The sequence below is a fragment of the Pedobacter sp. ASV12 genome (genome assembly GCF_016429155.1).
Classification (GTDB): Bacteria; Bacteroidota; Bacteroidia; order Sphingobacteriales; family Sphingobacteriaceae; genus Pedobacter.
Genome location: NZ_JAELUC010000022.1, coordinates 19,773 through 43,731, shown reverse-complemented (window position 1 = coordinate 43,731; position 23,959 = coordinate 19,773). Strand labels below are relative to the sequence as shown.

Below are 23,959 nucleotides of genomic sequence, written 5' to 3'. Positions count from 1 at the left end.
TAAAGTTGGTGCCGGCGAGCACCATTTGGCAATATGTGTTAAGCCTGTTATTCACCATGATTGGTACATCTGCTTAGCAAGTAGCAATTATTTAATATGTGGTCAAAAGCTTTCAGGTTGATTTTAAGTTAATTGTTGTAAACAATATTTATTATTTGTTAACGACTAATTCTTATTTTGTTAATAAACATAGTTTAGTTTAGCTAAACAAAAATTAAACTATGAAAGAACATATTTCAATCCAAAAAGGGCTTTTGATTGTACTTGCATTTGCCTTGGCATTTGCAGGACAGGCTAATCAGGCCACTGCTGCCGAGGAGGCTACGGAAGTGGCCATTCTTGTTCGCGATGTGATTACGGGGAAGGTAACCGATGTAAATGGTGCGCCAATTCCGGGCGCTTCGGTAAAAGTAAAAGGCACTACGGTGGTAGCCATTACCGATGCCGATGGCCGTTTTAAGATCAGTGCCAATGCAGGCGATGTACTTTTGGTAAGCTCCATCGGGTCGCAGCCCCAAGAAATTGCCATCAATGGCCGAAAAGAAATCAGCGTTTTGCTCAAAGAAGACAGCCAAACCCTTAACGAACTCGTGGTGGTTGGTTATGGCAAGCAGAAAAAAATCAATTTAAGTGGCGCCGTTGATGGCATTACGGCCAAAGAAATCGAAAACAGGCCTATTGCCAACCTAGGTGCAGGCTTGCAGGGCCTTATTCCCAACCTCAATGTATCAATTGGTAGCGGTCGGGCAACCGATGCACCTGGTTTCAATATCAGGGGCGTAACCTCGCTTTCTGGTGGCAGTCCGTATATATTGGTGGATAACGTGCCCTATACTTCAACGGAACTAAGCCTTATCAACCCTAATGATATTGAAAGCGTTACCGTACTAAAAGATGCCGCTTCGGCAGCCATCTACGGGGCAAGGGCTGCATTTGGGGTTGTCCTTATTACCACCAAAACGGCCAAAGGCGATCAGCTAAATGTGAGTGCCAACAGCTATTATGCCCTCAAAACGGTAGGGAGATTACCCGAACTTGTTACCGATCCGTTTACAGTGATGACTTATAAGCACGATGCCGCTTATCCTTTGTACAATCTCTATACAGGGGCCATCCTCGATTATGCTAAAAAACGCTCGGCAGACCTGTCGTTGCCTGCAGTGTATATCGATCCTGCAAGTCCAACCACCTGGCAAAACGTAGGCAATACCAATTGGCTAAAAGAAGCCTACAACAATAATTCGCCGAGCTACAACGCCAATTTTAGCTTGAGCAAGCGTGCCGAAAAACTGAATTATTATATCTCTACCGAATATATGCGTACCGATGGCGCCTTGAAAGACGCAAAAGAATCGTACGACCGCTATAACCTGAGGGCAAAGGCAGATTTAAAGGTGCTCAACTGGCTCAATGTTGAAAACAACACCGCTTTTGTTTCGTCATATTATCAGGTGCCCTATGTGGCTGCGAACGATTTTTTCTGGAATGTTAACCGTCAGCCTTCCCTAGATCCGGTGTATAATCCCGATGGTACCTATACCAACTCTGGTGCCGCGGTTATTGGCCGTTTAAAAGAGGGAGGGCATTCGATGTACCGAACCAATAATTTTCAAACCACTTTCAGCGCAACCGCCAACGTCATCAAAAACGTATTGCAGCTGAAGGCCGATGCAACTTTCAGAAGAAATGCACAAATCAACAAAAGCAACGATTTTCCGGTTTCCTATTACACCGGACCAAATACGGCGGCAAAGCTGGTTGGTTCTAACCCCTCGTTTGCGCAGGTAGACAACGGCGAAACCCGCAATAACCTCTATAATGTCTATGCCGATTTCCACAAAACCTTTAACAAGCATGATGTGCAGGCTTTGGTCGGTTTTAACCAGGAATACAGGTATGCGGGCTCAACTTCTGTAAACCGCAAAATCCTGATCAGCAATAATCTACCCGCTATTTCGTTGGCTACGGGCGATGTTACAGCCAGCGAATCGATTACCGATTGGGCAGTGCGCGGCCTATTTTACCGCCTCAATTATATTTACGACGATAAATATATCCTCGAACTTAATGGCCGCTACGATGGTACTTCGCGCTTTCCAAGCGGCGACAGGTGGGGCTTCTTCCCGTCGGCATCGGCCTCGTGGGTACTTACCAATGAAAAATTTGTCAAAACTTTCGCCAACAATATCCATCTCGACCTCTTTAAGCTAAGGGCATCCTACGGAAATCTGGGCAACCAGGATGTAGGCGCCTATTCGTATATCGCCACCATGGGCTCGGGCCAAATTGCTTCTATTTTAGACGGAACAAGGCCAACTGCTGTGTATGCGCCGGGAGCCATTTCGCCAAGCCTTACCTGGGAAAGGGTATCGACCGTAAACTTTGGCGTTGATATGGGCTGGTTTGGCAACAGGCTCGAGCTTAACTTTGATAAGTTTACCCGCTACACCAAAGGCATGTTAACCAAAGGAAAAACCTTGCCTGGTGTATTCGGTACAGCCGAACCCACCATTAATGCCGCCAATTTAAAAACCAAGGGTTGGGAGCTGAGGCTGGGTTGGAAAGACGCAGTTAACATAGCCAGTAGCCCGTTAACCTATAATGTAGGCCTTAACCTTTCCGACAACCGGACCTTTATTACCAAATACGATAACCCAACCGGAACCTTGAGCGATTATTATGTAGGCAAGGAATTGGGCGAAATATGGGGCTTGGAAACCGAAGGCTTTTTCCAGAGCGAAGCCGAACTGAAAAGCCATGCCGACCAAACCGCGGTAGGCGCCGATGATACCGGCTATAAATTTTACGTGGGCGATTTGAAGTTCAAGGACCAAAATGGCGACAACAAAATCAATAAAGGAAAAAATACCTTGTCAGATCATGGCGACCTGGTTAGGATTGGCAATAGCAGTGCCCGCTATCGCTATGGTGTTGATGTTAACCTGGGCTGGAAAGGCTTTGACCTCAGGGCGTTTTTTCAGGGGGTGGGCAAGCAAGACTGGTACCCCAATCCGAGCAACATCTATTTCTGGGGTGTTTATGCGCAGCCTTGGACAAACGTTACGGTTCAAAACCTCGACCATTGGTCGACCGAAACACCAAATGCTTATTTCCCGCGCTTAAAGGCCTATATTGCCGAAGATGCAACCGAGTTGGGTCAGGCACAAACCAAATATTTGCAAGATGCTTCTTATTTAAGGCTCAAAAACCTAACGGTTGGCTACACTTTTCCTAAAGCAATCAGCAGCAAATTGAGAATCAACAGGCTGAGGATTTATTTCAGCGGCGAGAATATCCTCGACCGTTCGCATATCAAAGGCAACCTCGATCCGGAGGCTTTGGGCGGCGATGTTTATCCATTCCAAAAAACCTATTCATTTGGGCTTAACCTTACGCTATAAAATCAGAAATCATGAAATTAAATCAATCAATATATATGGCCATGTTGGTGCTGGGTGGCACTTTCTTTACCAGCTGTGAAAAGGATTTCCTGCAAAGAGATCCGCAAAGCAATGTAACAGCGGCTTCGTTCTTTAAAACGCCTGCCGATTTACAGACCTATACCAATGGACTTTATGGGCAGCTGCAGTTTGGGCACGACGACCTGAATTCCGATAACATTTCAAACTACAATGCCAGTGGCGAAGTAGATAATCTGGTGCGGGGCACCATCTCGCAGAACAACTATGGCGGCTGGGATAAAAGCGATTGGGGTAGCCTCAGGAGCATCAATTACCTGTTAGACCATGTAGGAACAGTTACGGGCAATCAGGCTGAAATTAACCATTACATCGGCATCGCTCGATTTTTTAGGGGCTGGTTCTATTTTTCTAAAGTTAAAAAATACAGCAATGTGCCTTGGTACGGCTCTGTATTGAGCTCGGAAGATGAAGCTTTGTATAAAGGCCAGGATCCAAGAGCCGATGTGGTAAACCATATCCTGGAAGACCTGCAGTTTGCCGCCGATAACATCCAGGCCAATGGAGGCAATACCCGCATTACCAAATGGGCCGCGTTAACGCTATTGGCCCGTTTTGCCTTGCATGAAGGTACATTTAGAAAATACCACGACGAATTGGGCTTAGGCAACGACTATAATCGCTTTTTGAAAATAGCTGCCGATGCGACGAGCAAGATCATGACCGAAGGCGGATTTAGCATTTACAATACCGGCAAAGGTGGCGAAGATTACAGAAACCTGTTTTCTTCAAATACCTTGGCCAACAACAAGGAAATTATTCTCTGGGCCGATTTTGACCAAAAAATAGGCAGAGGCAACAACTCGCATACCGTATTCGACTATACCTATGCCTTGAGCAAAAGCCTGGCCGATTCTTACCTTAAAACCGATGGAACTCCTGTAGCGGCTAACAATACCCTGCTGTTTACGCAAATGTTTGCCAACAGAGATCCACGGATGATGGAAACCATAGGCTATCCGGGTTTTGTGCAAACAGGTACAACAGTGCCTTACAAAATCAAGGCAACCCTGGGTGGGCTAAACCAAATCAAGTTTTATCCGCGTGCTACAGAATTAATTCAGGGATGGCAACTTAATTTTACCGACTTACCTATTTTTAGGCTGGCCGAAGTATTGTTGATTAATGCCGAAGCCAAAGCCGAACTGGGCGAGCTGACCCAGGCCGACTTGGATAAAACCATAAACCTGTTGCGAAAACGCGTAAATATGCCCAATTTAGATATGGGCGTAGCACAGGATCCTGCTTTGGCAGCTATGTATCCCAACGCCACGGCGGCCAATAAAGCCGTCTTGTTGGAGATCAGAAGAGAACGTAGGGTAGAGCTGGCTTGTGAAGGTCTGCGTTACGACGATTTGATGCGCTGGAAATCGGGCATGCTGTTGCAAAATAGTCAGGTGGGCATGTATGTGCCTGCGTTGGGCGCGATGGATGTAACCGGCGATGGGGTAGAGGATATTGCGATCTTGGCATCACCATCAGACGAATCGCCGATTGCCAATTTGCCGGCCAGTGTAAAAGCCGGTTTAGGCAAGTATTACCTGAAAGATGCTTCGGGCAACAATACCAATTTTTACCTCACCAATGGTACTTCGGGTTTTATTGCCTTTACGCGCGACCGCGATCAGCCAAGAATTTTTGTTGAACCTAAATACTACTATCGTCCTATCCCGATTGGCCAAATCTCACTCAATCCAAAATTGAAACAGGTATTTGGATGGGACCAATAACCAAATGAAACAATGAAAAGAAGAAATTTCCTTAAAAGTACTGGCCTGATTGGTGCCTTGGGGGTGTTGCCAACCGGTATAAGCTTGGCAGCCACCAACAAAGAAAAACAAAGGCCGGCACTTACCATAGCACACATTACCGATGTTCATATCAGGGGCAACGACAATGTGCCGGCAAGAGCAAAAAAATGCTTGGACGAAGTACTAAAGCATCAACTCGATTTTATATTAAACGGAGGAGATTCGATACACGATGCCTCTTATGACAATGTGGTGCGCCAGCAGGTAACCGACCAGTGGGCCGTATGGGACGAGTTTATAGGCCGTGCCAAGCCAAAGGTGTACAGCTGTATAGGCAACCACGATCCGTGGTGGAAGGCACCAGATAAGAACGACGAGATGTACGGTATTCCTTATGTCGTTAAACGGCTTAAAATTCCGAACCGTTACTACAGCTTTAGCCAAAATGGATGGCATTTTATCATACTCGATGGTAATAACAGCGGCATTAAGCTAGATAAGGAACAAACAGACTGGCTACATCAAGAACTGGAAGGTTTAAAACCAAATACTCCTGTATTGCTCATGTCGCATTACCCCATTTTAACCGTAACCGGTACCTGGGAAGGTGGCCAGCATGGCGACCACAAAGAGCTAAAGGCCTTGTTTTATAAGCATAAGGATAAAATAAAGGTTTGTTTAAGTGGCCATCAGCATCTGTTGGATAGAGCTTGGTACAATGGCGTGAACTATTTTTGTAATGGAGCCATGAGCGGTTTTTGGTGGGGCAAAGGCGATGCCAAATCTGCAGCATCCTATTATTACCAAGAAACGCCACCCGGTTATGCGCTGCTCAAACTTTACAGCGATGGCACGGTAGAAAACGAATATTTTCCTTACCAGTTCGAGATTTAATTTGCTATAGTCTAAGGCGTCTGAGGCGGTGAACAAAATTAAGGCAAACTGTACTAAGGCGCACTAAGTGGTAAAAATGTTCAGCGTATATAATGATAAGATGAAAATGCCCCGTTATGCCTAAACGGTGAAAAATAAAAGCCTCCTGAATTTCGGTTCGGGAGGCTTTGTCGTGCTGAATAATCTTTATTATACAAATGTGGGTATTTTCTTTAAATTTGATAAAACCTTAAATTGAAAGAAGCATAGATGTCTGAGAATACCCTCCTCCAAATTAGCCTGAAAATAAAAGAAAGACGCAAAGCACTAGGAATCACTGTTCAAGAGCTGGCAGATAAAGCTTCGGTAAGCAAAGGGCTGATTTCCCAAATCGAAAACAGCAGAACCGTTCCCTCCCTCATGGTGCTGATAGACATCATCAAAAATCTTGATATCGACCTCAATACTTTTTTTAAGGACATCAATTTCAACAAAAAAGATGCGCCCATCTTGGTCAAGCGCAAAGACCAATACCAGGCTTTTGAGAAAGAGCAGGCCGTAGGGTTTAATTATCAACGTATCCTGTCTAAGAGCATCAAGTCGTCTACCATAGATTTTGTATTGCTCGAACTCGAAGTAGGTGCCCATAGGCCGATGGTGCAGACAGAAGCTTTTGAGTTCAAATATATCATCGAAGGCACGATAGAGTACCAGTTTTCCAATAAAAAGGTAACACTCGAAAAAGGCGATTCGATGTTATTTGACGGCCGTATTTCGCATACACCTGTAAATATGGGCACTGCCAAGGCGCTTATGCTTGTGGTTTATTTCTTCGAATAGTTCGATACGATGTTACATGCCCTAAAAGCTTAACGTTAATTTAACCTGGTTTTTGTTTATAAATAATAAACTTTGTTTACAATTGTAATGGCAATTAACGAACGAGAGCTAGCGTTTGCGCTAGCTCCGAAAAGTAATTTTAAAAAGATAATTCACCATGGATAATTCTTATGATATCATCATCGTGGGCGGTGGCATTTTGGGGACTTTTCATGCCTACCACGCCTTGCTGGCGGGCAAAAAAGTACTGCATTTTGAAAAAGATAACTTTCCGGTAGGATCAACCGTTCGAAATTTTGGGCAAGTAGTTCCTTCGGGTATGGAAGGAGTTTGGTTCGAATATGGTTGCAGGAGTACCGAACTGTATAAAGGCATCCAGGCTAAAGCTGATATTTCGGTTCGCCAAAACGGAAGCGTATACATCGCTTCTGACCCAGACGAGCAAATCCTGATCCACGAATTAAAGGCGCATTACGATAAGCTGGGCTATGCCTGCGAGCTGTTGTCGCAATCGGCACTGCAACAAAGCTACCCAGCGTTAAATCCTGCCTATGCTTTAGAAGGCTTATTTTTTGCACAGGAGGTGAGTGTAGAGCCCGACCAAATGATCAGCAAGCTGCATCAATACCTCAAAGCCGATTTTAAGCATTATACCTTGCAATACAACGCCACCGTGGTGGCTTGCGAAACTAAAAACGGCGGAGTAGAAATCAGGTTAAGCACAGGCGAAATGTTTAAGGCCGCCAAAGCGGTCATCTGTAATGGTTATGAATTTAAGCTGTTGTTCCCCGAGTATTTTGCCAACAGTGGCATTGTGGTCAGCAAATTGCAGATGATGCGAACACAGCCTATGCCAGAAGTGGCTTTGGAAGGCAATATCCTAACCGGATTAACCACCAGACGCTACGAAAGCTTCGAATATCATTGTCCTTCGTTTAAATCCATTCAAACACCGGCCCATTATGAAGAACTGAAAAAGTGGGGCATCCATATCCTCTTTAAAAAAGCCAGTGATGGCAGCTTCATTATCGGCGATTCGCATGAATATGCAGCCGTGAACCATATAGACGATTTGGGCTTTAACCTTAACCAATACATCAACGAACTGATGTTGCGGGAAGCCGCACGGATTGTGAATTTTGAGGTACGCAACATCCAGCATTATTGGGCAGGCTATTATCCGCAACACCCCGATAAACATATCGTTACCCTCGATTTGGAGGATAAAATACACATCCGTACAGCTATTGGAGGCAAAGGAATGACGGCCAGTGCAGGCTATGCCGAGCAAAGTATGAAAGATATGCTGGCTTAGTTTGATAATTGGTAAGTCTCAGCAACACCAAGAAACGCATACTTGCTGGCAGACAGCACCGGCAAGGGCTAATTCATTAATCCGTGGTGTTGCAGGGAGGAGCCAAAACAAAGTAATGTCAATTAACAGGCAAAGTATTCGTTACTTGGGTTCATTTGTGGTCTGTTTTCGTAAATTTAGGCAGCCAACTTTGCCTGTTCATGATCAAATGCCCGAGTATGTATCTCCTTTTGTTGCTTTTTGTGCCGTTTTTTGGCGTGCACGCAACAGACCGTACAGATCCTCGAAATTTTGTATACCGGCAGCTAGACAACAGGCATGGCCTGTCAAATAGTTCGATCAATGCCATTTTACAAGACAAGGACCAGCTGTTGTGGATTGGCACTTGGGACGGGTTGAACCGTTTTGACGGCGCCAAGTTTACCACTTACAACCACAATATCAGCAGTCCCGAAACCAGTGTGGGCAGTAATGTCATCCAATCGCTAAACGAAGACGATGTGGGCAACATCTGGATCAGTACCATTGGCGGCATTTCGAGGTACGAAAAGAAAACGGGCAAGTTTTACCGTTACTTTTATAAATCAACCAGCAGCAAGGTTAGCGAAAAGGAATATGAAATTGTAGTGGTGCCCGGCCAAGGCGTGTTTTGCTTTGCAGCCAACGGGCAGTTAACCAAATATCAGCCAAACGAAGATCAATTTGTTCAGGTTGCCACCTTCAAAAACGGCGATATTCCATTGAAGGCCAGTTATGGCTCGGGTAGGCTTTGGGTACTCGATAAAAATGAAAAACTACGGGTTATAGACCTGAAGCAGGGCGGCAAGACTACGCAACTCATTACAGACGCCAACGGCATCAACAATTTTTTTCTGTTGGGCAGCCAGCTTGTTTACACCACCAATGCCGACGAACAGGTTCTTTTAACCAAAGACCGGCAAAAAATACCCATCCCATTAGGCAAACGCAAAATCAAGGTGCTTACGGCTTACCATAACTATTATTTGGTGGCTTGGGAAAATCAGGGGCTGAGTGTTTTCGACCAGCAGTTCAGGCCTTCGGGCTATCTGCAAAACGAGACCCGCAAATTGGAAAACGTAAGGATTACCTCAATTAGCCGAGGCCAGAATAATATGCTGTGGTTCGGAACCGACGGTAATGGATTGGTACAGGTTTATCAGAAAGAAAGTTACTTTGGTTTGGTAGCCAAGATGGATAATTTGCCCATCAACAAGCCCATTCGAAGTTTTGCCGAGGCTGGAAACGATTTGTGGGTGGGCACCAAGGGCAATGGCATTCTCATTTACAGGGATTTTTGGCAACAGCCACAAAAAAGCGAAATCGAGAAGCTGGATAGCCGTTCTGGCTTGGACAACAATGCCGTTTACGTAATTAAGCATGGTGCAGATGACCTTACCTATATCGGTTCTGATGGCAAGGGTATTACACTTTACGACCATCGCAATAGCCGGATTGTAAACTGGAAAACCATCCGTGGAGCAGAGCAACTGCCCGATTTTAAGTCGGTTTACGCCATTTGGCAGGCGCCTGATGGCAGGCTTTGGCTCGGAACCAGCGGCTATGGATTGATCGAATTGCAAATCAGCAGAAGCCCAAACGGTTTTGAAGTAGGCGAGTTTAAGCAATACGCCACCAAAAATTATCCGCACTTGGCCAGCGATATTATTTATGCACTGGCGCCAGACAACGACGGGCGTTTGTGGCTGGCCTGTCGTTATGGCGGCCTGAGCGTTTTCGATTTCAGAAAAAAAACCTTCAAAACCTATAAGGCATCGGGGCTCCAGAACGGCCTCTCGCATAGCGATGTGCTGTCGCTTTATTTCGGCCAGGATCAAACGCTTTGGATAGGAACCAGCTATGGGTTGAATTACCTGACACATGCCGAATCGCTTAAAAACGATCCGGCCTTTACCAAAATAACCACCGATAACGGCTTGCCCAACAATACCATCCATGGCATAGCCGCCGATGGCAAGGGCAATGTTTGGCTCAGCACCAACCGTGGATTGGCCAAACTGAATACCGGTACCAAAACCATAGCCAATTATCAGGAAACGGATGGTTTGCAAAGCAACGAGTTTAGCGATGGTGCCGTATACAAAGCAGGCAACGGCCAGTTGCTTTTCGGCGGTATTTACGGGTTTAATTATTTCTTGCCTAAAAATGTGGCCGAAAACACCATTCAGCCCAATCTGCTCATTTCAGATCTGCAGTTTGGGGGGCAATCGTTGCTCAATAACCAGTTTTTTACCGTAAAGCCCATCAACACCGATGTTCGCGGGCTGGAAATAGAAAGGAAAAACAATTTCTTCCAGTTTGCGTTAACGGCCCTTAATTATTTCAATGCTTCTAAAAACGAATTTGCCTATAAGCTAAACGGACTGGAAAAAGACTGGCATTATACCGGAACCGATGGCAAAATTGCCTATTACAATATTCCGGCAGGCAAATATACGCTTATGGTGCGCTGGTCTAACGGCGAGGGCGTGTGGACCAAAGACGTAGAGGCTTTGCACATTACCATCAGGCAGTTTTGGTGGCTTACTTGGCCGGCCTACATGGTTTATCTGCTCATTGTGGCGGGCTCGGCTTATGCCTTTCACCGCTATCGTAAAAACAAGGTAGAGATGAAATTCAAATTGGAAAGAGAAACCTTGTTTAGGCAAAAAGATGAAGAAATACACCAGCAACGCATTAATTTCTTTACCAATATTGCCCACGAAATCCAAACCCCGCTCACGCTGATTATGGGTTCGGTTGAGCATACCATCCAAAAAGAGGACAAAAACCAGGGCAAAAATTACTTTTTGTCGCTCATCCACCAACATACGGCGCGTTTAACCTATCTGGTACAGCAGCTTTTGGAATTTAGAAGGGCAGAGGCGGGTTATTTAACCAGAAACGACGACTACGTAGACATTTCCAAGATGCTGAACAGCCTGAAAAAACTGTTCGAGCCGGTAGCCGTTGAAGGGCAACAGTATTTTAACAGCTACATCCAAGAAAACATAGCGGGCTTTATAGATAAAGACAAGTACGAAAAAATATTGTTTAACCTCTTGTCTAATGCTTTTAAGCACGCTGGTCGCCATGCAGAAATTACGTTTCAGGTTAGTTATGATGCCGATAGCCACAGTTTGGAAACCACTATTGCCAATTCGGGCTGTACTTTAACGGCTAATGACCTGGATCTTATTTTTAGCAAGTACCATGTGGCGCACGACCGCCATTTTGAAAGGTTCAGCACCGGTATTGGCCTGGCTTTTACCAAAGAACTGGTAGCGCTTTTAGCAGGAGAGCTTACGGCCGAGCTCAAAGCCGATTGGATTTATTTTAAGGTTAGGTTCAAGCTGAACACCAATGTAGTGGGCAAAAAAGACGAAGTGGTAACCTCGGCGCCATCTTACCTGTACGAATCGATTTTAAGGCCTTATGATAAAAAAGTAGCCGAGCCGGTGGCCGAAATCAATAAAAATGCATTATTGAACGACTTGCAAGGACCAAAGCAACATAAAATACTGATTGTGGAAGATGATGTTTCGCTGCGGTTCCTGCTTAAAAACGTGCTCGACGATACCTATGTGGTTTATGAAGCGGAAAACGGCCAGGTAGCAATGGAGCTGCTCGAAAAAGCACAGCCCGACCTCATTATCAGCGATGTGATGATGCCCGATATGGATGGCCTCGAACTTTGCCGATTGGTAAAAACCACGCCGGCAACCATGCATATTCCTTTGATCATGCTTTCGGCCAAAAGCACAGAGGAAAACAAAACCGAAGGCTATGAGCTGGGTGCCGATGCCTATATTCCCAAACCCTTCCACATCGATTACCTGCTGCTGCGTGTAAGAAAACTGCTCGAATACCAAAAACGCATGAACGAACTGCTCAAGGATAAGCACATCAACAACCAGTTTAGCGAAGTAGACATGGAGCAGGGCGACCGCGAATTTTTAAACGCTTTGGTTAAAGCGGTAGAAGACAACTTGGCCGAACCCGATTTGGATGCAGCTAAGCTCGAAGATATCCTTTGCATTTCCAAAATGCAGCTGTACCGCAAACTCAAATCACTGGCTGGTATGACACCTTCGGAGTTTATCAAACGCATCAGGCTAAAATATGCAGCGGTATTGCTACGGAACTCAAAGCTTACCGTTTCCGAAATCTTTTACCAAACCGGTTTCAACAACAGGTCTTACTTTTTTAGGGAGTTTAAAAAGATCTATGGCCAAGCTCCTAATGATTACAGGGCGGCGCAGCATACCGCCAGTGGCACACCTGAAAATATAGCCTAGCAGGTTTAAAAACCTGTGTTTTGCAACTATAGTGAACTAAAATGAAACTATAGTGCACTGTTTTGTGCTACCGGCCCGTCTATATTTGTTACAATCAAAATCAATCAAAAAAGGGTTTTAATGCTGGCCATGGCAATGTGGCCCTGGTTAATTCCCGAAAAACCAAATATTAATCTGATGAAAATGAGCAAACTTTTACAATTTCTATTGGTTTGTCTTGGCTTTACCTTTGCTGGCGCAAGCGCCTATGCACAAACAAAGGTTACAGGCCGGGTAACCGACGAAACCAGCCTGCCTTTGCCGGGCGTAGTGGTAACGCAAGCCAATACACAGAACAAAACGGCTACCGATGCAAACGGAACCTATGTGTTGACCCTGCAAGAGGGCAGCCCCAAATCCTTAACTTTTACTTTTATCGGCTACGCCACGCAAACCATCGATTATTCGGGTTCGGGCAAGGTAGATGTTTCGCTTAAGCCTTCGGCGCAATCGCTAAACCAAGTAGTGGTGTTGGGCTATACCTCGCAAAGGAAATCGAGCCTTACCGGTGCGGTAGGTACGGTAAATATGGCCGATGCCGAAAAACGCCGCGTGCCCGATGTAGCGCAGATTTTGCAAGGTCAGGTGGCGGGTGTGGCCGTAACCCAAAGCACAGGCGCACCAGGCGATCCGATCAATATCCGCATTCGTGGCGAAGGAACCATTGGCAACAACAGTCCGCTGTTTATTGTAGATGGTGTACCTTCTCGCGATATTTCCTTTCTCAATACCAACGATATCGAATCGATGAGTGTGTTGAAAGATGCTTCGGCAGCTGCCATTTATGGCTCGAGGGCTTCGGCAGGTGTGGTTGTAATTACCACGAAGCAGGGTACCAAAGGCAAATCGGCCATCGATATCAATTATTTTAACGGCATCCAAAAGGTGAGTAATTTGCCCACCATGCTCAATACCCAGCAATACTTGGCCAAAGAGGAAGAAGCCTGGAAGAACGCGGGCTATAGTGGCACCAATCCGTACACGGCCGAAAAAGCCAGAACCGATTTGGCCAATACCGACTGGCTGAAGGAGCTGTTTGAAACCGGCCACTCGCAAAGCATCCAGCTAACCGCCAGTGGTGGTGGCGACAAGGTTTCTTACCTTTTGTCGGGAGGCTATTATCAACAAAACGGTATCGTTATTTTTAACAACGACCAATACAAGCGCCTGAATTTTAGGGCCAATATTACCGCCAATTTAACCGAGCGCCTAAAAGTGGGCACCAACCTGCAATTGTCTAACGAACTGCAGGATGCGCTTTCTTCCAAAGGCGATGCGCCGGGGATCATCCGCCATGCTTTTTTAAGGCCGCCTGTTATTCCGGTGTATAAATCGCCAAGCGATCCAACTTATGGTCCGTCAAATCCGTTTACCGATTTGCCATTCTATAAAAACAACAATACCACCAATGGTTGGGACATGAACTTTGAGCGCTCGCAAAATCCCATTGCACTGGCCTATTTCAGCAACGACAAGCGTAACCAATTCAGAACATTTGGAAATGTTTTTGCCGAGTATGGCTTTTTGGAAGATCAATCGCTTAAGTTCCGCACCAATGTAGGAGTTGATTTATTGTTCAGGCACAACAAAGCCTTCTTGCAAAATTTTGGCGACGATGACGGCGGCGGTTCGGCACTGGATGCAGGTCAGGGGCGTATCAACAGGCCAAATGGCTTAAATGAAGAGCGTGGACAGGAACTGAATGTAACCTGGAACAATACCCTAAACTACAACAAGGCATTTGGTCAGCATAATTTAAGTGCCTTGGTAGGTTCAGAGTTCATCAGCAATAAAGCCGATGCGATTTCTGCATCGCGCAGAAGATATGACTATACTTCGGGCAGCTTCCAATACATCGATTTTGGTGGTACAGCCAACGATTTGTACAATGGCGGTTCGGGAGCGGAGTGGAGCCTGTTTTCGCTGTTTGGATCGGCCACCTACAACTATGCCAATAAATATTTTGTAACCGGAAATTTAAGGGCCGATGCCTCGTCGCGCTTTGCCGAAAACAATCGTTGGGGTTATTTTCCATCAGTTTCTGCAGGCTGGAAAATTACTTCAGAAGAGTTTATGCAAAACGTGAAATGGCTATCTGATTTGAAGCTTCGCGCCAGCTACGGTAAATTGGGCAACCAGGAAATAGATAATTATGCCTACCTCACCCTCATTCGTAAAAACGGCGACCGTTATGTAACCGACCGTTATGGCAACCCAGACCTGAAATGGGAAACCACCACGCAAACCAACATCGGATTGGATATGGGCATGCTTAAAAACAGCTTGTATGTTTCGGTCGATTACTTTATCAAAAATACCTCGGGCATCTTGTTGCCGATTTCGTTGCCGGGTTTTGTGGGCAACGTAAAACCAACCTATGTAAATGCCGGCGAAGTACAGAACAAGGGCTTTGAGTTGGGCATTAACTACACCAACAACAGCAAGGCCTTCAAATATGCCATTAACGGCAACCTGGCCACGCTAACCAACGAAGTGAAAAAACTGCATCCGAATTTGCCTAGCATCATCGGTTCGGTAAGCCGTACGGAGGTGGGCCATTCGCTAAACGAGTTTTACGGTTACAAAATGGTAGGCATTTACCAAACCCAGGCCGAAATTAACAGCTACCTGCACGGCACCAACAGCCCTACAGAAAAACCTGGCGACATCAAATTTGCCGATTTGAATGGCGATGGCGTAATTAACGACAACGACAGGACCTATATAGGCAGCAACATTCCGAAGTTGACCTATGGCCTGAACCTGAACGGATCGTACAAAGGTTTCGACCTTTCGGTATTGTTTCAAGGCGTACAGGGAATTGATAAATACAACCAGTTGAAACAGATTATAGATTACGACAGCCGTCCGTTTAACCAAACTACGGCCGCGCTGGGCAGTTGGAGCGGCCCAGGCAGCACCAATACCATGCCTCGTGTAAGCCAATCAGACAATGGCAGCAGCAAAGTATCGAGCATTTTTGTGGAAGATGCATCTTACCTGCGCTTAAAAAACGTAGAGTTGGGCTACTCGTTTGGTGCGCTGGTTAAAAAATGGAACATCGGCGTACAAAACATCCGCCTGTACGTTTCGGGCCAAAACCTGTGGACCAAAACCAAATATACCGGCCTGGATCCGGAAACGGTTGATGCAATCGACTATGGTACCTATCCACAATCGAAAGCCTTCTTGTTTGGCGTAAATGTTAAGTTTTAATTGCTTGAATTATGGAACCTGCCTACTGTAGGCGGGCTTCATCACCATTAAAAAAATAAAAAGATGAAAAAGAGATATGCATCAGCTTTAGTGGCAGGCTTGATCCTTGTTGCTGGATGTAAAAAAGAATTATACAAAGACCCGATCGGATTGATTACGCCCGATCAGGTGAATACCGATCCAACGGCCAATACCGTAACTTCGTCGGTTACCACTTCGTACCAATTGTTGTCAAACACGCTCAATATCATGGGTACTTGGAATTGGGATGGCGGTACAGTTTTTAGAAACGACCTCATTGTACAAGATGTTGCTTCTGACGATGCCCAAAAGAAATGGAACCCGGATGGCGACCAAGCTTGGATGGATCAGATAGACAATTTCAGCTTTATTGCCACCAATCAGGCTTTCAACGGAATTTGGGTGTACGATTATGAAGGCATATCGAGAACAAACATGGCCATCAACTACCTTACCGACGATGCCCTGATTGCCAAAGTTGGCCTGGCCAGCGATTTGCGCAACCGCTCTTTGGGCGAGGTTTATTTTTTGCGCGCCTTCTATTATTTCGACCTGGTAACCAATTTTGGCGATGTGCCTGTATTGCTCAAACCTTTAAAAAGCTTTGCTGAAGCTTACGAAGTGGCCAAGCGCGTACCTGCTGCGCAAGTGTGGGACCAGATCAATAGCGATTTGGCCAAAGCCAGAACCTTGTTGCCAAGTGCCAAGTTTAGCAGTACCACCGACAAATGGCGTGTTTCTTTAGGCGCAGTTATTGCCTTACAAGCCAAGTCGGCGCTGTACAACCAAAAATGGACCGATGTTATTACCCACGTCAATGCTTTGCAGACGCTGAATTTTTACAGCCTGAACCCCAACTATTTCGATGCTTTTGATCAAACCAAGGAGTTTGCCGAGAACGAAGACATTTTTGTTTACGATCATCAATCGGGCAAGACCCCACAAAATGGCAATGGCATCTGCGCACCACTAGGTTGGGGTTTCTTTGCGCCTACAACCAACTTTATCAACGCTTTCGAAGCCAACGACCCACGCTTGGGGCTAACCGTTGATGTGCCAAACCAAAATATATTTAAGCTGTTGGGCGATAAAACCGGAGCCAACAAAGGCAATGACGATGCGGGCAGCAACAAAATCTATATCCGTATGGCCGATGTGCTGTTGTGGAAAGCCGAAGCTCTGAACGAAACCAACGATTATGCAGGCGCTATTGCCATTATTAATCAAATTAGAGCCAGGGCCAGAACCAGTACCACCATTTCGGGCGGAAACGCACCAGCGGGTACTTTGCCCGATCGTCCGGCCTCTACAGACAAAGCTACCATTAAGAATTGGATTGTACAGGAGCGCAGGGTAGAATTGGGTATGGAAGGCCATCGTTTTAATGATTTGAAACGATGGAAATTGGCTAAGTCTGTGCTGACAGCCTTGGGTAAGAATTTCCAGGATAAAAATTATGTTTATCCAATTCCTCAGGGAGATATCGATAAGTCGGGGGGCACCATTACGCAAAACCCAGGCTATTAAATGGACGATTGACGGGTTACGGTCTCAGATTGATGCGCATTCATTCAATCGTAACTCGTCAATCTAAATCGTCACTAAAATAACGGTCAAGGCATTGGGGGCTTTTAAGCATTCCAGGCTAAAAATCGTTAATCTAAAACCCAAAATCATGAAAGATCTTGCCCAACGTTTTGCTCAAAATCCATTATTGGCACCAGCCGATTTAAAGCCCAGTACAGCAGGCCTGGAAATTACCTGTTTGCTCAATCCGGGTGTATTTACCTTCGAAGGCAAAACCTGGCTCATTGTGCGCGTAGCCGAAAGACCGGCGCAACAAGCGGGAATGATTTCCTTTCCGGTGCTTACGGGTACGGGAATAGAAATCATAGAAATCGAAGAAAACCACCCCGAACTCATTGCCACCGATCCAAGGGTAATCAACTACCAATTGGCCGACTATTTAACCACGCTTTCGCACCTGCGCCTGCTTTGCAGCGACGATGGTATTAATTTTTACGAACCCGAAGGCTATCCCTTGCTGCAGGGCGAAGGCGAAGATGAGGTTTTCGGCATAGAAGACTGTCGGGTGGCAAAAATTGGCGATACCTATTACCTCACTTTTACTTCCGTATCGGGGCATGGGGTGGCCGTGGGCATGCGGACTACCAAAGATTGGAAAACCTTCGAAAAGCACGGACTGATTTTGCCACCGCACAATAAAGACTGTGCCATTTTCGAAGAAAAAATCAATGGCAAATATTATGCTTTGCACCGTCCGAGTAGCGTTGACCTGGGGGGCAATTACATTTGGATTGCCGAATCTGAAAACGGTACGCATTGGGGTAAACATAAATGCCTGATCAAAACCCGCAAAGGCAGTTGGGATAGCGCTAGGGTCGGCGCAGGGGCTGCCCCGATCAAAACCGAAAAAGGCTGGCTCGAAATCTACCACGGCGCCAATGAAAAACACCAATACTGTTTGGGTGCCTTTTTAATGGACCTTCATAATCCCTATCAAGTTATTGCCCAAAGTGCCGAACCCATAATGAGGCCTTTGGAAGAATACGAACTGAAAGGTTTTTTCGGGCATGTGGTTTTTACCAACGGCCACATAGTAAAAGACGATGAGCTTACGGTTTATTATGGCGCGGCCGACGAATTTGTATGCGCTGCCCAATTTTCAATTCAAGAAATCTTATCCACTTTAACGTATAACCATGCTGAGTAAACTTAAGGCCGAACTTTCGCATTTTGGCAAGCAGTCGTATAATTTTAGGGTGCTTACGTTAACCAACCTCATTTATAGCATTGTACTGCCCGTAATTGATATTTTTGTAGCCGCATATGTAATGCGGAGCTCTAACGACCCTACCAAGGTGGTTATTTATCAGCTAACCATTTATACGGGTATTCCCATAACTTTTTTCCTGAATGGATTCTTGCTGAGCAGGGTATCGATCAAAACCCTATACGCTTTGGGCATGATGCTCAGCGGCGTATCGATGATGGTGATGATGTCGCTTACCACGCTCGACAACACAGGCATTGGCATTGCCGGCCTGATTATGGGCATGTCTTTCGGTTTTTATTGGGCCAACCGCGATTTTCTGGCCCTGGCCATTACCAACGATAGCAACCGTAATTATTACTATGGCCTCGAAACCTTTTTCTATACCATTATTGCCGTGGTAGTACCGGTGCTTATTGGCTGGTTTATTGAGCTATATGCCGGCAACGGCAATGTGCATATGGCCTACAAAATTGTAACCGGTGCTGTGTTTGTAGTAACCATCTTTGCTTCTTTGATGTGTTTTAGAGGTAATTTTAACAACCCTACCCATAAAAAATTCGTGTATTTCAAATTCGATCCCTACTGGTACAAGCTTTTACGCTTGGCCTCGCTAAAAGGCTTGGTACAAGGATTTTTGGTCACCGCTCCGGCCATGCTTATTATGCGTTTGGTAGGCAAGGAAGGAGCCTTGGGCACGGCGCAGTCGGTAGGGGCTGTTATTGCTGCGGTTGCCATGTACATTATTGGCAGAAATACTTCACCAAAACATCGTTTATATGTATTTGGTGCAGGTTTAGGCCTATTTGCTTTGGCTGCGGTTATCAATGGGGTATTGTTTAGCAGTTTGGGCGTGATTTTGTTTATGCTTTTCCTGCTGCTGGCCAAACCGCTGCTCGATTTAGCTTATTTTCCAATCCAGTTTAGCGTAATCGATATCCTCACTAAAAAAGAAAAGAGAAGCGAATTTGCCTATATCCTGAACCACGAAGCGGGTTTGTATGTTGGCCGTTTAGCCGGAGCCGGCATGTTCTTGCTCATTGCTTATTGGGTATCGGTAGAAGCCGCCTTGCGTTATGCCATTATTATTGTGGCCATTGTGCAGCTCGCCTCTTACTGGGTGGCCAAAGATATTGTAAGGCAAGGCAAGATCGAAAATATAGACGATGCCCCGCCATTGAGCACCGAAGAACCAACCATTACCAATCCCTTAGCCAATTAAAGCCGTTCAATTTTTATTTTTACTGTCATGAAACATTCTTTTAAGCTATTTATTGTCCTTTTCTTGCTTACGGCCGTCGGCGCTGGGGCACAGGTGAAACAAATTGAACTGAAACGAGTTAACAAAATGGCTAATGTGCCCCAGCCTTTGCAGGTAATAGATTGGAAGGCCATGGCTGCCAAATTTGACCAAACCGTTTACGATTTTAAAGCTAAGGAACAATATTGGCCAATGGTTTGGATAGACAATACACGCAAAAATTTTGACCAGCCCACCTTGGGTATGTATACTGCAATGGCCGATGTAAGGCAGGGCACCAACAACAAAGGCATGTTTCATGAGGCGGTAGCCAACATGGGAGCTGTATTGGGGGCCAGTTTGGTGGGTATCGACAAAAGTAAACAGGAGTACAATTACGTGGCGATGCTGAAAAACTATTTCAACCGCGATACCAAATGGAATATCATGATGAATAACACGGTACCCGAAGTAGCTTTGCTCGGTGGTGGTTATGGTCGCGATTGGTGGTACGATGTTTGGCCCAATGTGCTTTTTTATGCCATTGTAGAAAAATATCCGCATGAAAAGGATTTCGATTGGATGGCCAAAAGCATTGCCGATAAATTTTACAAAGCCGATTCGATACTGAACGGCAATTACGATTATTCCTTCTTCGATTATGGACAGCTCAAGCCCATGAAAAACCAAATTTGTGCGCAACCCGATGCTGCGGCAGGCCATGCCTATGTGCTGTACAGTGCCTGGAAAAAATTTGGCGATAAGAAATACCTCAAAGGGGCCATCAGTGCGATGAAAGCCTTAGAAGCCCAGCCCATCAATCCAACCTATGAGTTGCTGATGCCTTTTGGCGCTTATTTGGCAGCGCGCATGAATGCCGAGGTAGGTACCCATTTTGATGTAGCTAAAATGCTGAGCTGGACGTTTGATGGGACTGCGGTTTGCCGTGAGGGCTGGGGCGTACTAACCGGCAATTGGAATGGCTATGATATTTCGGGTATTGTTGGCAGTACGGTTGACCATGGTGGTTATGGCTTTTTGATGAATACTTTCGATATGGCCTGGCCCATAGTGCCTTTGGTGCGTTACGATCCGCAATATGCCAATGCCATTGGCAAATGGATGCTCAATGCCGCCAATGCCTCGAGGCTGTTTTATCCGCAATACATGCCGGCCCAGCACCAAACCTTGCCTCAATATGCCCAGTTAACCAAAGGAGTAATTGCCTACGAAGGCATGGCCAAGGCTTCTACCTTCGATACCTTGTATACACAATTGAAAGCCCCGGTGGCCCAAGGCGACGGGCCAAAATGGGTGCCCGGAAAAAATCCGGATGTATCGCAATTTAGTGTTTACGGCAGCGGACATGTAGGCATTTTTGGAAGCATTATCCAGCCTACAAATGTGGCCGGGATTTTGAAACTCGATGTATTGGCTACAGATTTTTATCGCAATAAAGCCTATCCAAGCTATTTGGTGTACAATCCTTTTAATGTGGCTCGGAGTATAAATTATGTGATCAGCTCAAAAGGCAAAAGAGATCTTTATGATGCCGTGAGCCAAAAATTCTTGGCCAGAAATGTAAGCGGTAAGGTTGGAATCAATATCACTGCGCAAAATTCGGTGCTGCTTGTGGAAGTACCAGCCGGTGCCAAGTTAATGCGAAGCCCTAAAGGTTATTTGGCCAACAATGTGGTAATCGATTACCTGAAAAAATAGTAGGTTTCAATTTAAATTGGTCGGGATGCCTCATCTTGAGCATCGGTTTTGCAATAGGAAGTGGATTAAAAATCCGCAGTTAGGGCAGTTGAGCAGGCATTTCCCAATTAACAGCGGATGTGCTTCGCCAACCCTTTAACAGCTACAGGGCTAAGACGCTCAGGATGTGCCCTCGATCTTAATTGATGCACATGCCATTAGTCAGATAGGCAAGAAATCTGCTATTTGAGGTTCCCTCTAAATCATGTTTTTGCTCAACTAAACCCTCAGCGAGCCCCTAAAACCACGTGCGGCATAATAAGATTCGGCACCGTTGTGGTATAGAAAAACAGTATTGTAGCGTCGGTCGCAAAAAAGCGCACCTCCCAGTCTTCTCACTTCCGGAGTGGTTAATATCCAGCTTGAGGTTTTGGTGTCGAAATTGCCCAATTGCTGCAGTTCCCGGTACTGTGTTTCTGTTAAAATTTCAATGCCCATGTCTTTGGCCATTTCAATGGCACTGTTGGCCGGTTTGTGTTCTTTCCGAGCTTCCAGGGCTTCGTGGTCGTAGCAAATGCTCCTGCGTCCCTTCGGGCTTTCTGCCGAACAATCAAAAAAAATGTATTCATCGGTCTTCTGGTCATAATCCACTACATCAGGCTCACCGCCGGTGCTTTCCATTTCGTCGAGTACCCAAAGTTTAGTTGGATCAGCTTCTAATTTGGCTTGCACCTTGGCCCATTCGAGGCCTTTATGGCGGTTTGCATTTTTCTCGAAGCGCTCTTTTAAAAGGCTGAGCAATTCTTCGTTTTGTTGAGGAGATAGGCTCTTTTTATTGCTTTTCATATCATTAATCGGTTGATTTTTGTCGTTTTTCATTCTAGTCGTTTAAGCCCTTACCGTTCAAAATTTGCGGAATGCATTTGTCTACCCGCGATGTACGGGTTTGCGATTGTTTGGGCGAAGAAAAATGCAAAAGGTACGCCCTTTGTCGACCAGGCGTTAAAGCCTCAAAAGCCTTTTTTAAGGCAGGAATTGAATCCAGCTTATGCTGAAATTCTGCGGCAACCTTAAATTCGGTTGTCTTTTTAAGCTCCACTTTCAGGCCGGCTTTTTCCACCTCAATGGCTTCGTGGATATAGGCTTTCAAGGTAGCTTCCTGATCTAATATCTCTATAATATTGGTAAAGCGGATTTGACGCGCCGCCTGTACGTTAGCGGTTTGTTGGATCAAGATATGATTGGGGTCGCTGAGCAAGGCACCTTTAAAAAAGAGAAATGCACAGTACTCCTTAAAATCATGGATCAGTACAATGTTGTTTTCTTGATGAGTATAACAAGGACAGCCCCATTTCAATTCTTCAACTAAGCCACAGTCGAGCGCGATTAATCTCAGACGTTCCACTTCTTCCTGCCAATTTTTGTTCTTATTGAAATAAAAGTCAACTTTAGGATTCATGTCAATTCGTTTTAAAGTGGGCTAAGGTATCATCAATCAAATATTCAATCTCTAAAAAGCCATTGGCTAATTCCAGGATATCACCCTCCATGTTTTCTAAAGCTAATTTTAACCAGCCCTCCATTAAGGTGAGCGGTCCGAAATCAACGCTTACATTTGGCCATTTATGTTCGAAATTTGTAAAGCCAGTCCTAAAAAGTTCTGCAAATTTTCTGCTTTGGATCTTATAACCCTGCAAATGCCTTAGTTTAAAAGCATGGATATTGTACAGGATTTTTTGTTCTTCAATGGCCTCTTTGTTGATCCACACAGAAAAGAAAATTCTCGATTGGGCTGTTAATGGCTCTTGAAACGGACTTGCCCACGATTTTTTATACAATTTTAAAAAAACCGAATCCAAGACCTCGCCAACTGCTACTTCCAGCTGTTTTTCGTGAATCCTTTTTGGGTCAAGCTGTTCGGTGGCTTTTTTAAATTTGTTCAAGTATTCAACAGCATCCATTTGATGTAAATTAAGAAACAGAATTTAAAATTAAAAGCTAGGTCAACGCTGGTCTTCTATCGGCGGGCCTGAAATACCACGACACTAAAGTGAGCATCAATAAAAGCAGGGCGGGAAATATTTTGCTAAGCGGATTGCCTGCCGCAATATGTGAAAATATAGCTCCCGACATCGCAAAGAAAAAACCAGCATAGGCCCATTCTTTCAACAAAGGGGATTTAGGAATAAGGATAGCCACCACACCCCATATTTTCCAAATGCCCAATAAAGTAAGCAAATAAAGCGGATAGCCCAAATGGCTAATGTTGGCAACCTCGTCTTTCGATCTGAGCAGCTGTACGATGCCAGTGGAGGTCATGCCTAAAGCCAACCAAAGCGTGGCCACCCAATAAATGATTTTGTTTCTTTTCTTCATG

The 23,959-nt window shown here is 45.3% G+C and carries 15 protein-coding genes; 11 read left to right on the top strand and 4 right to left on the bottom strand.

The window, feature by feature from the left end; translation table 11 throughout:
* Positions 1-221 precede the first annotated feature (221 nt).
* The 11 genes from JHD69_RS07820 to JHD69_RS07770 all read left to right on the top strand — a co-directional run bounded on the left by JHD69_RS07820 (position 222) and on the right by JHD69_RS07770 (position 21,603).
* Entirely contained in the window at positions 222-3,401 is a 3,180-nt protein-coding gene (locus tag JHD69_RS07820; RefSeq protein ID WP_199139036.1) for a SusC/RagA family TonB-linked outer membrane protein, read from the top strand.
* A gap of 11 nt (positions 3,402-3,412) precedes the next feature.
* Positions 3,413-5,209 (top strand): RagB/SusD family nutrient uptake outer membrane protein, encoded by a 1,797-nt coding sequence (locus tag JHD69_RS07815; protein ID WP_199139034.1) that lies wholly within the window; start codon positions 3,413-3,415, stop codon positions 5,207-5,209.
* A 12-nt stretch (positions 5,210-5,221) separates the two neighbouring features.
* Entirely contained in the window at positions 5,222-6,124 is a 903-nt protein-coding gene (locus tag JHD69_RS07810; RefSeq protein ID WP_199139032.1) for a metallophosphoesterase family protein, read from the top strand.
* 249 nt (positions 6,125-6,373) lie between these two features.
* Entirely contained in the window at positions 6,374-6,943 is a 570-nt protein-coding gene (locus tag JHD69_RS07805) for a helix-turn-helix domain-containing protein (RefSeq protein ID WP_199139030.1), read from the top strand.
* Between the two features lie 157 nt (positions 6,944-7,100).
* Positions 7,101-8,258, top strand: coding sequence for a TIGR03364 family FAD-dependent oxidoreductase (locus JHD69_RS07800; protein ID WP_199139028.1), 1,158 nt, complete (start codon positions 7,101-7,103; stop codon positions 8,256-8,258).
* A gap of 218 nt (positions 8,259-8,476) precedes the next feature.
* Positions 8,477-12,574 (top strand): hybrid sensor histidine kinase/response regulator transcription factor, encoded by a 4,098-nt coding sequence (locus tag JHD69_RS07795; protein WP_199139026.1) that lies wholly within the window; start codon positions 8,477-8,479, stop codon positions 12,572-12,574.
* Positions 12,575-12,757: 183 nt separating this feature from the next.
* On the top strand, positions 12,758-15,829 hold the full coding sequence (locus tag JHD69_RS07790) for a SusC/RagA family TonB-linked outer membrane protein (protein ID WP_199139024.1): 3,072 nt from the start codon (positions 12,758-12,760) through the stop codon (positions 15,827-15,829).
* Positions 15,830-15,892: 63 nt separating this feature from the next.
* On the top strand, positions 15,893-17,377 hold the full coding sequence (locus tag JHD69_RS07785) for a RagB/SusD family nutrient uptake outer membrane protein (protein ID WP_199139022.1): 1,485 nt from the start codon (positions 15,893-15,895) through the stop codon (positions 17,375-17,377).
* A gap of 148 nt (positions 17,378-17,525) precedes the next feature.
* Entirely contained in the window at positions 17,526-18,584 is a 1,059-nt protein-coding gene (locus tag JHD69_RS07780; RefSeq protein ID WP_199139020.1) for a glycoside hydrolase family 130 protein, read from the top strand.
* The gene (locus JHD69_RS07775; protein WP_199139018.1) at positions 18,574-19,866 is read left to right on the top strand and encodes an MFS transporter; all 1,293 of its coding nucleotides are present in this window, start codon (positions 18,574-18,576) and stop codon (positions 19,864-19,866) included. The genes JHD69_RS07780 and JHD69_RS07775 overlap by 11 nt, the downstream gene beginning before the upstream one ends.
* Before the next feature lie 27 nt (positions 19,867-19,893).
* Positions 19,894-21,603 (top strand): hypothetical protein, encoded by a 1,710-nt coding sequence (locus JHD69_RS07770; protein WP_233165774.1) that lies wholly within the window; start codon positions 19,894-19,896, stop codon positions 21,601-21,603.
* Between the two features lie 258 nt (positions 21,604-21,861).
* Here the strand turns inward: JHD69_RS07770 and JHD69_RS07765 are convergent, their stop codons facing one another.
* From JHD69_RS07765 to JHD69_RS07750, 4 genes are read right to left on the bottom strand one after another with little or no spacing between them, the layout of a single operon-like run.
* Positions 21,862-22,428, bottom strand: a complete 567-nt coding sequence (locus tag JHD69_RS07765; RefSeq protein ID WP_199139016.1) for a DUF4256 domain-containing protein — start codon at positions 22,426-22,428, stop codon at positions 21,862-21,864.
* A 34-nt stretch (positions 22,429-22,462) separates the two neighbouring features.
* Positions 22,463-23,041 carry a YdeI/OmpD-associated family protein gene (locus JHD69_RS07760; protein ID WP_199139014.1) on the bottom strand — a complete coding sequence of 193 codons (579 nt, stop codon included), beginning with the start codon at positions 23,039-23,041 and terminating at the stop codon, positions 22,463-22,465.
* A gap of 1 nt (position 23,042) precedes the next feature.
* Positions 23,043-23,543 carry a hypothetical protein gene (locus JHD69_RS07755; protein ID WP_199139012.1) on the bottom strand — a complete coding sequence of 167 codons (501 nt, stop codon included), beginning with the start codon at positions 23,541-23,543 and terminating at the stop codon, positions 23,043-23,045.
* A gap of 37 nt (positions 23,544-23,580) precedes the next feature.
* Complete coding sequence (locus JHD69_RS07750; protein WP_199139010.1) at positions 23,581-23,958, bottom strand: DoxX family protein; 378 nt, start codon at positions 23,956-23,958, stop codon at positions 23,581-23,583.
* Position 23,959: the final 1 nt, after the last annotated feature.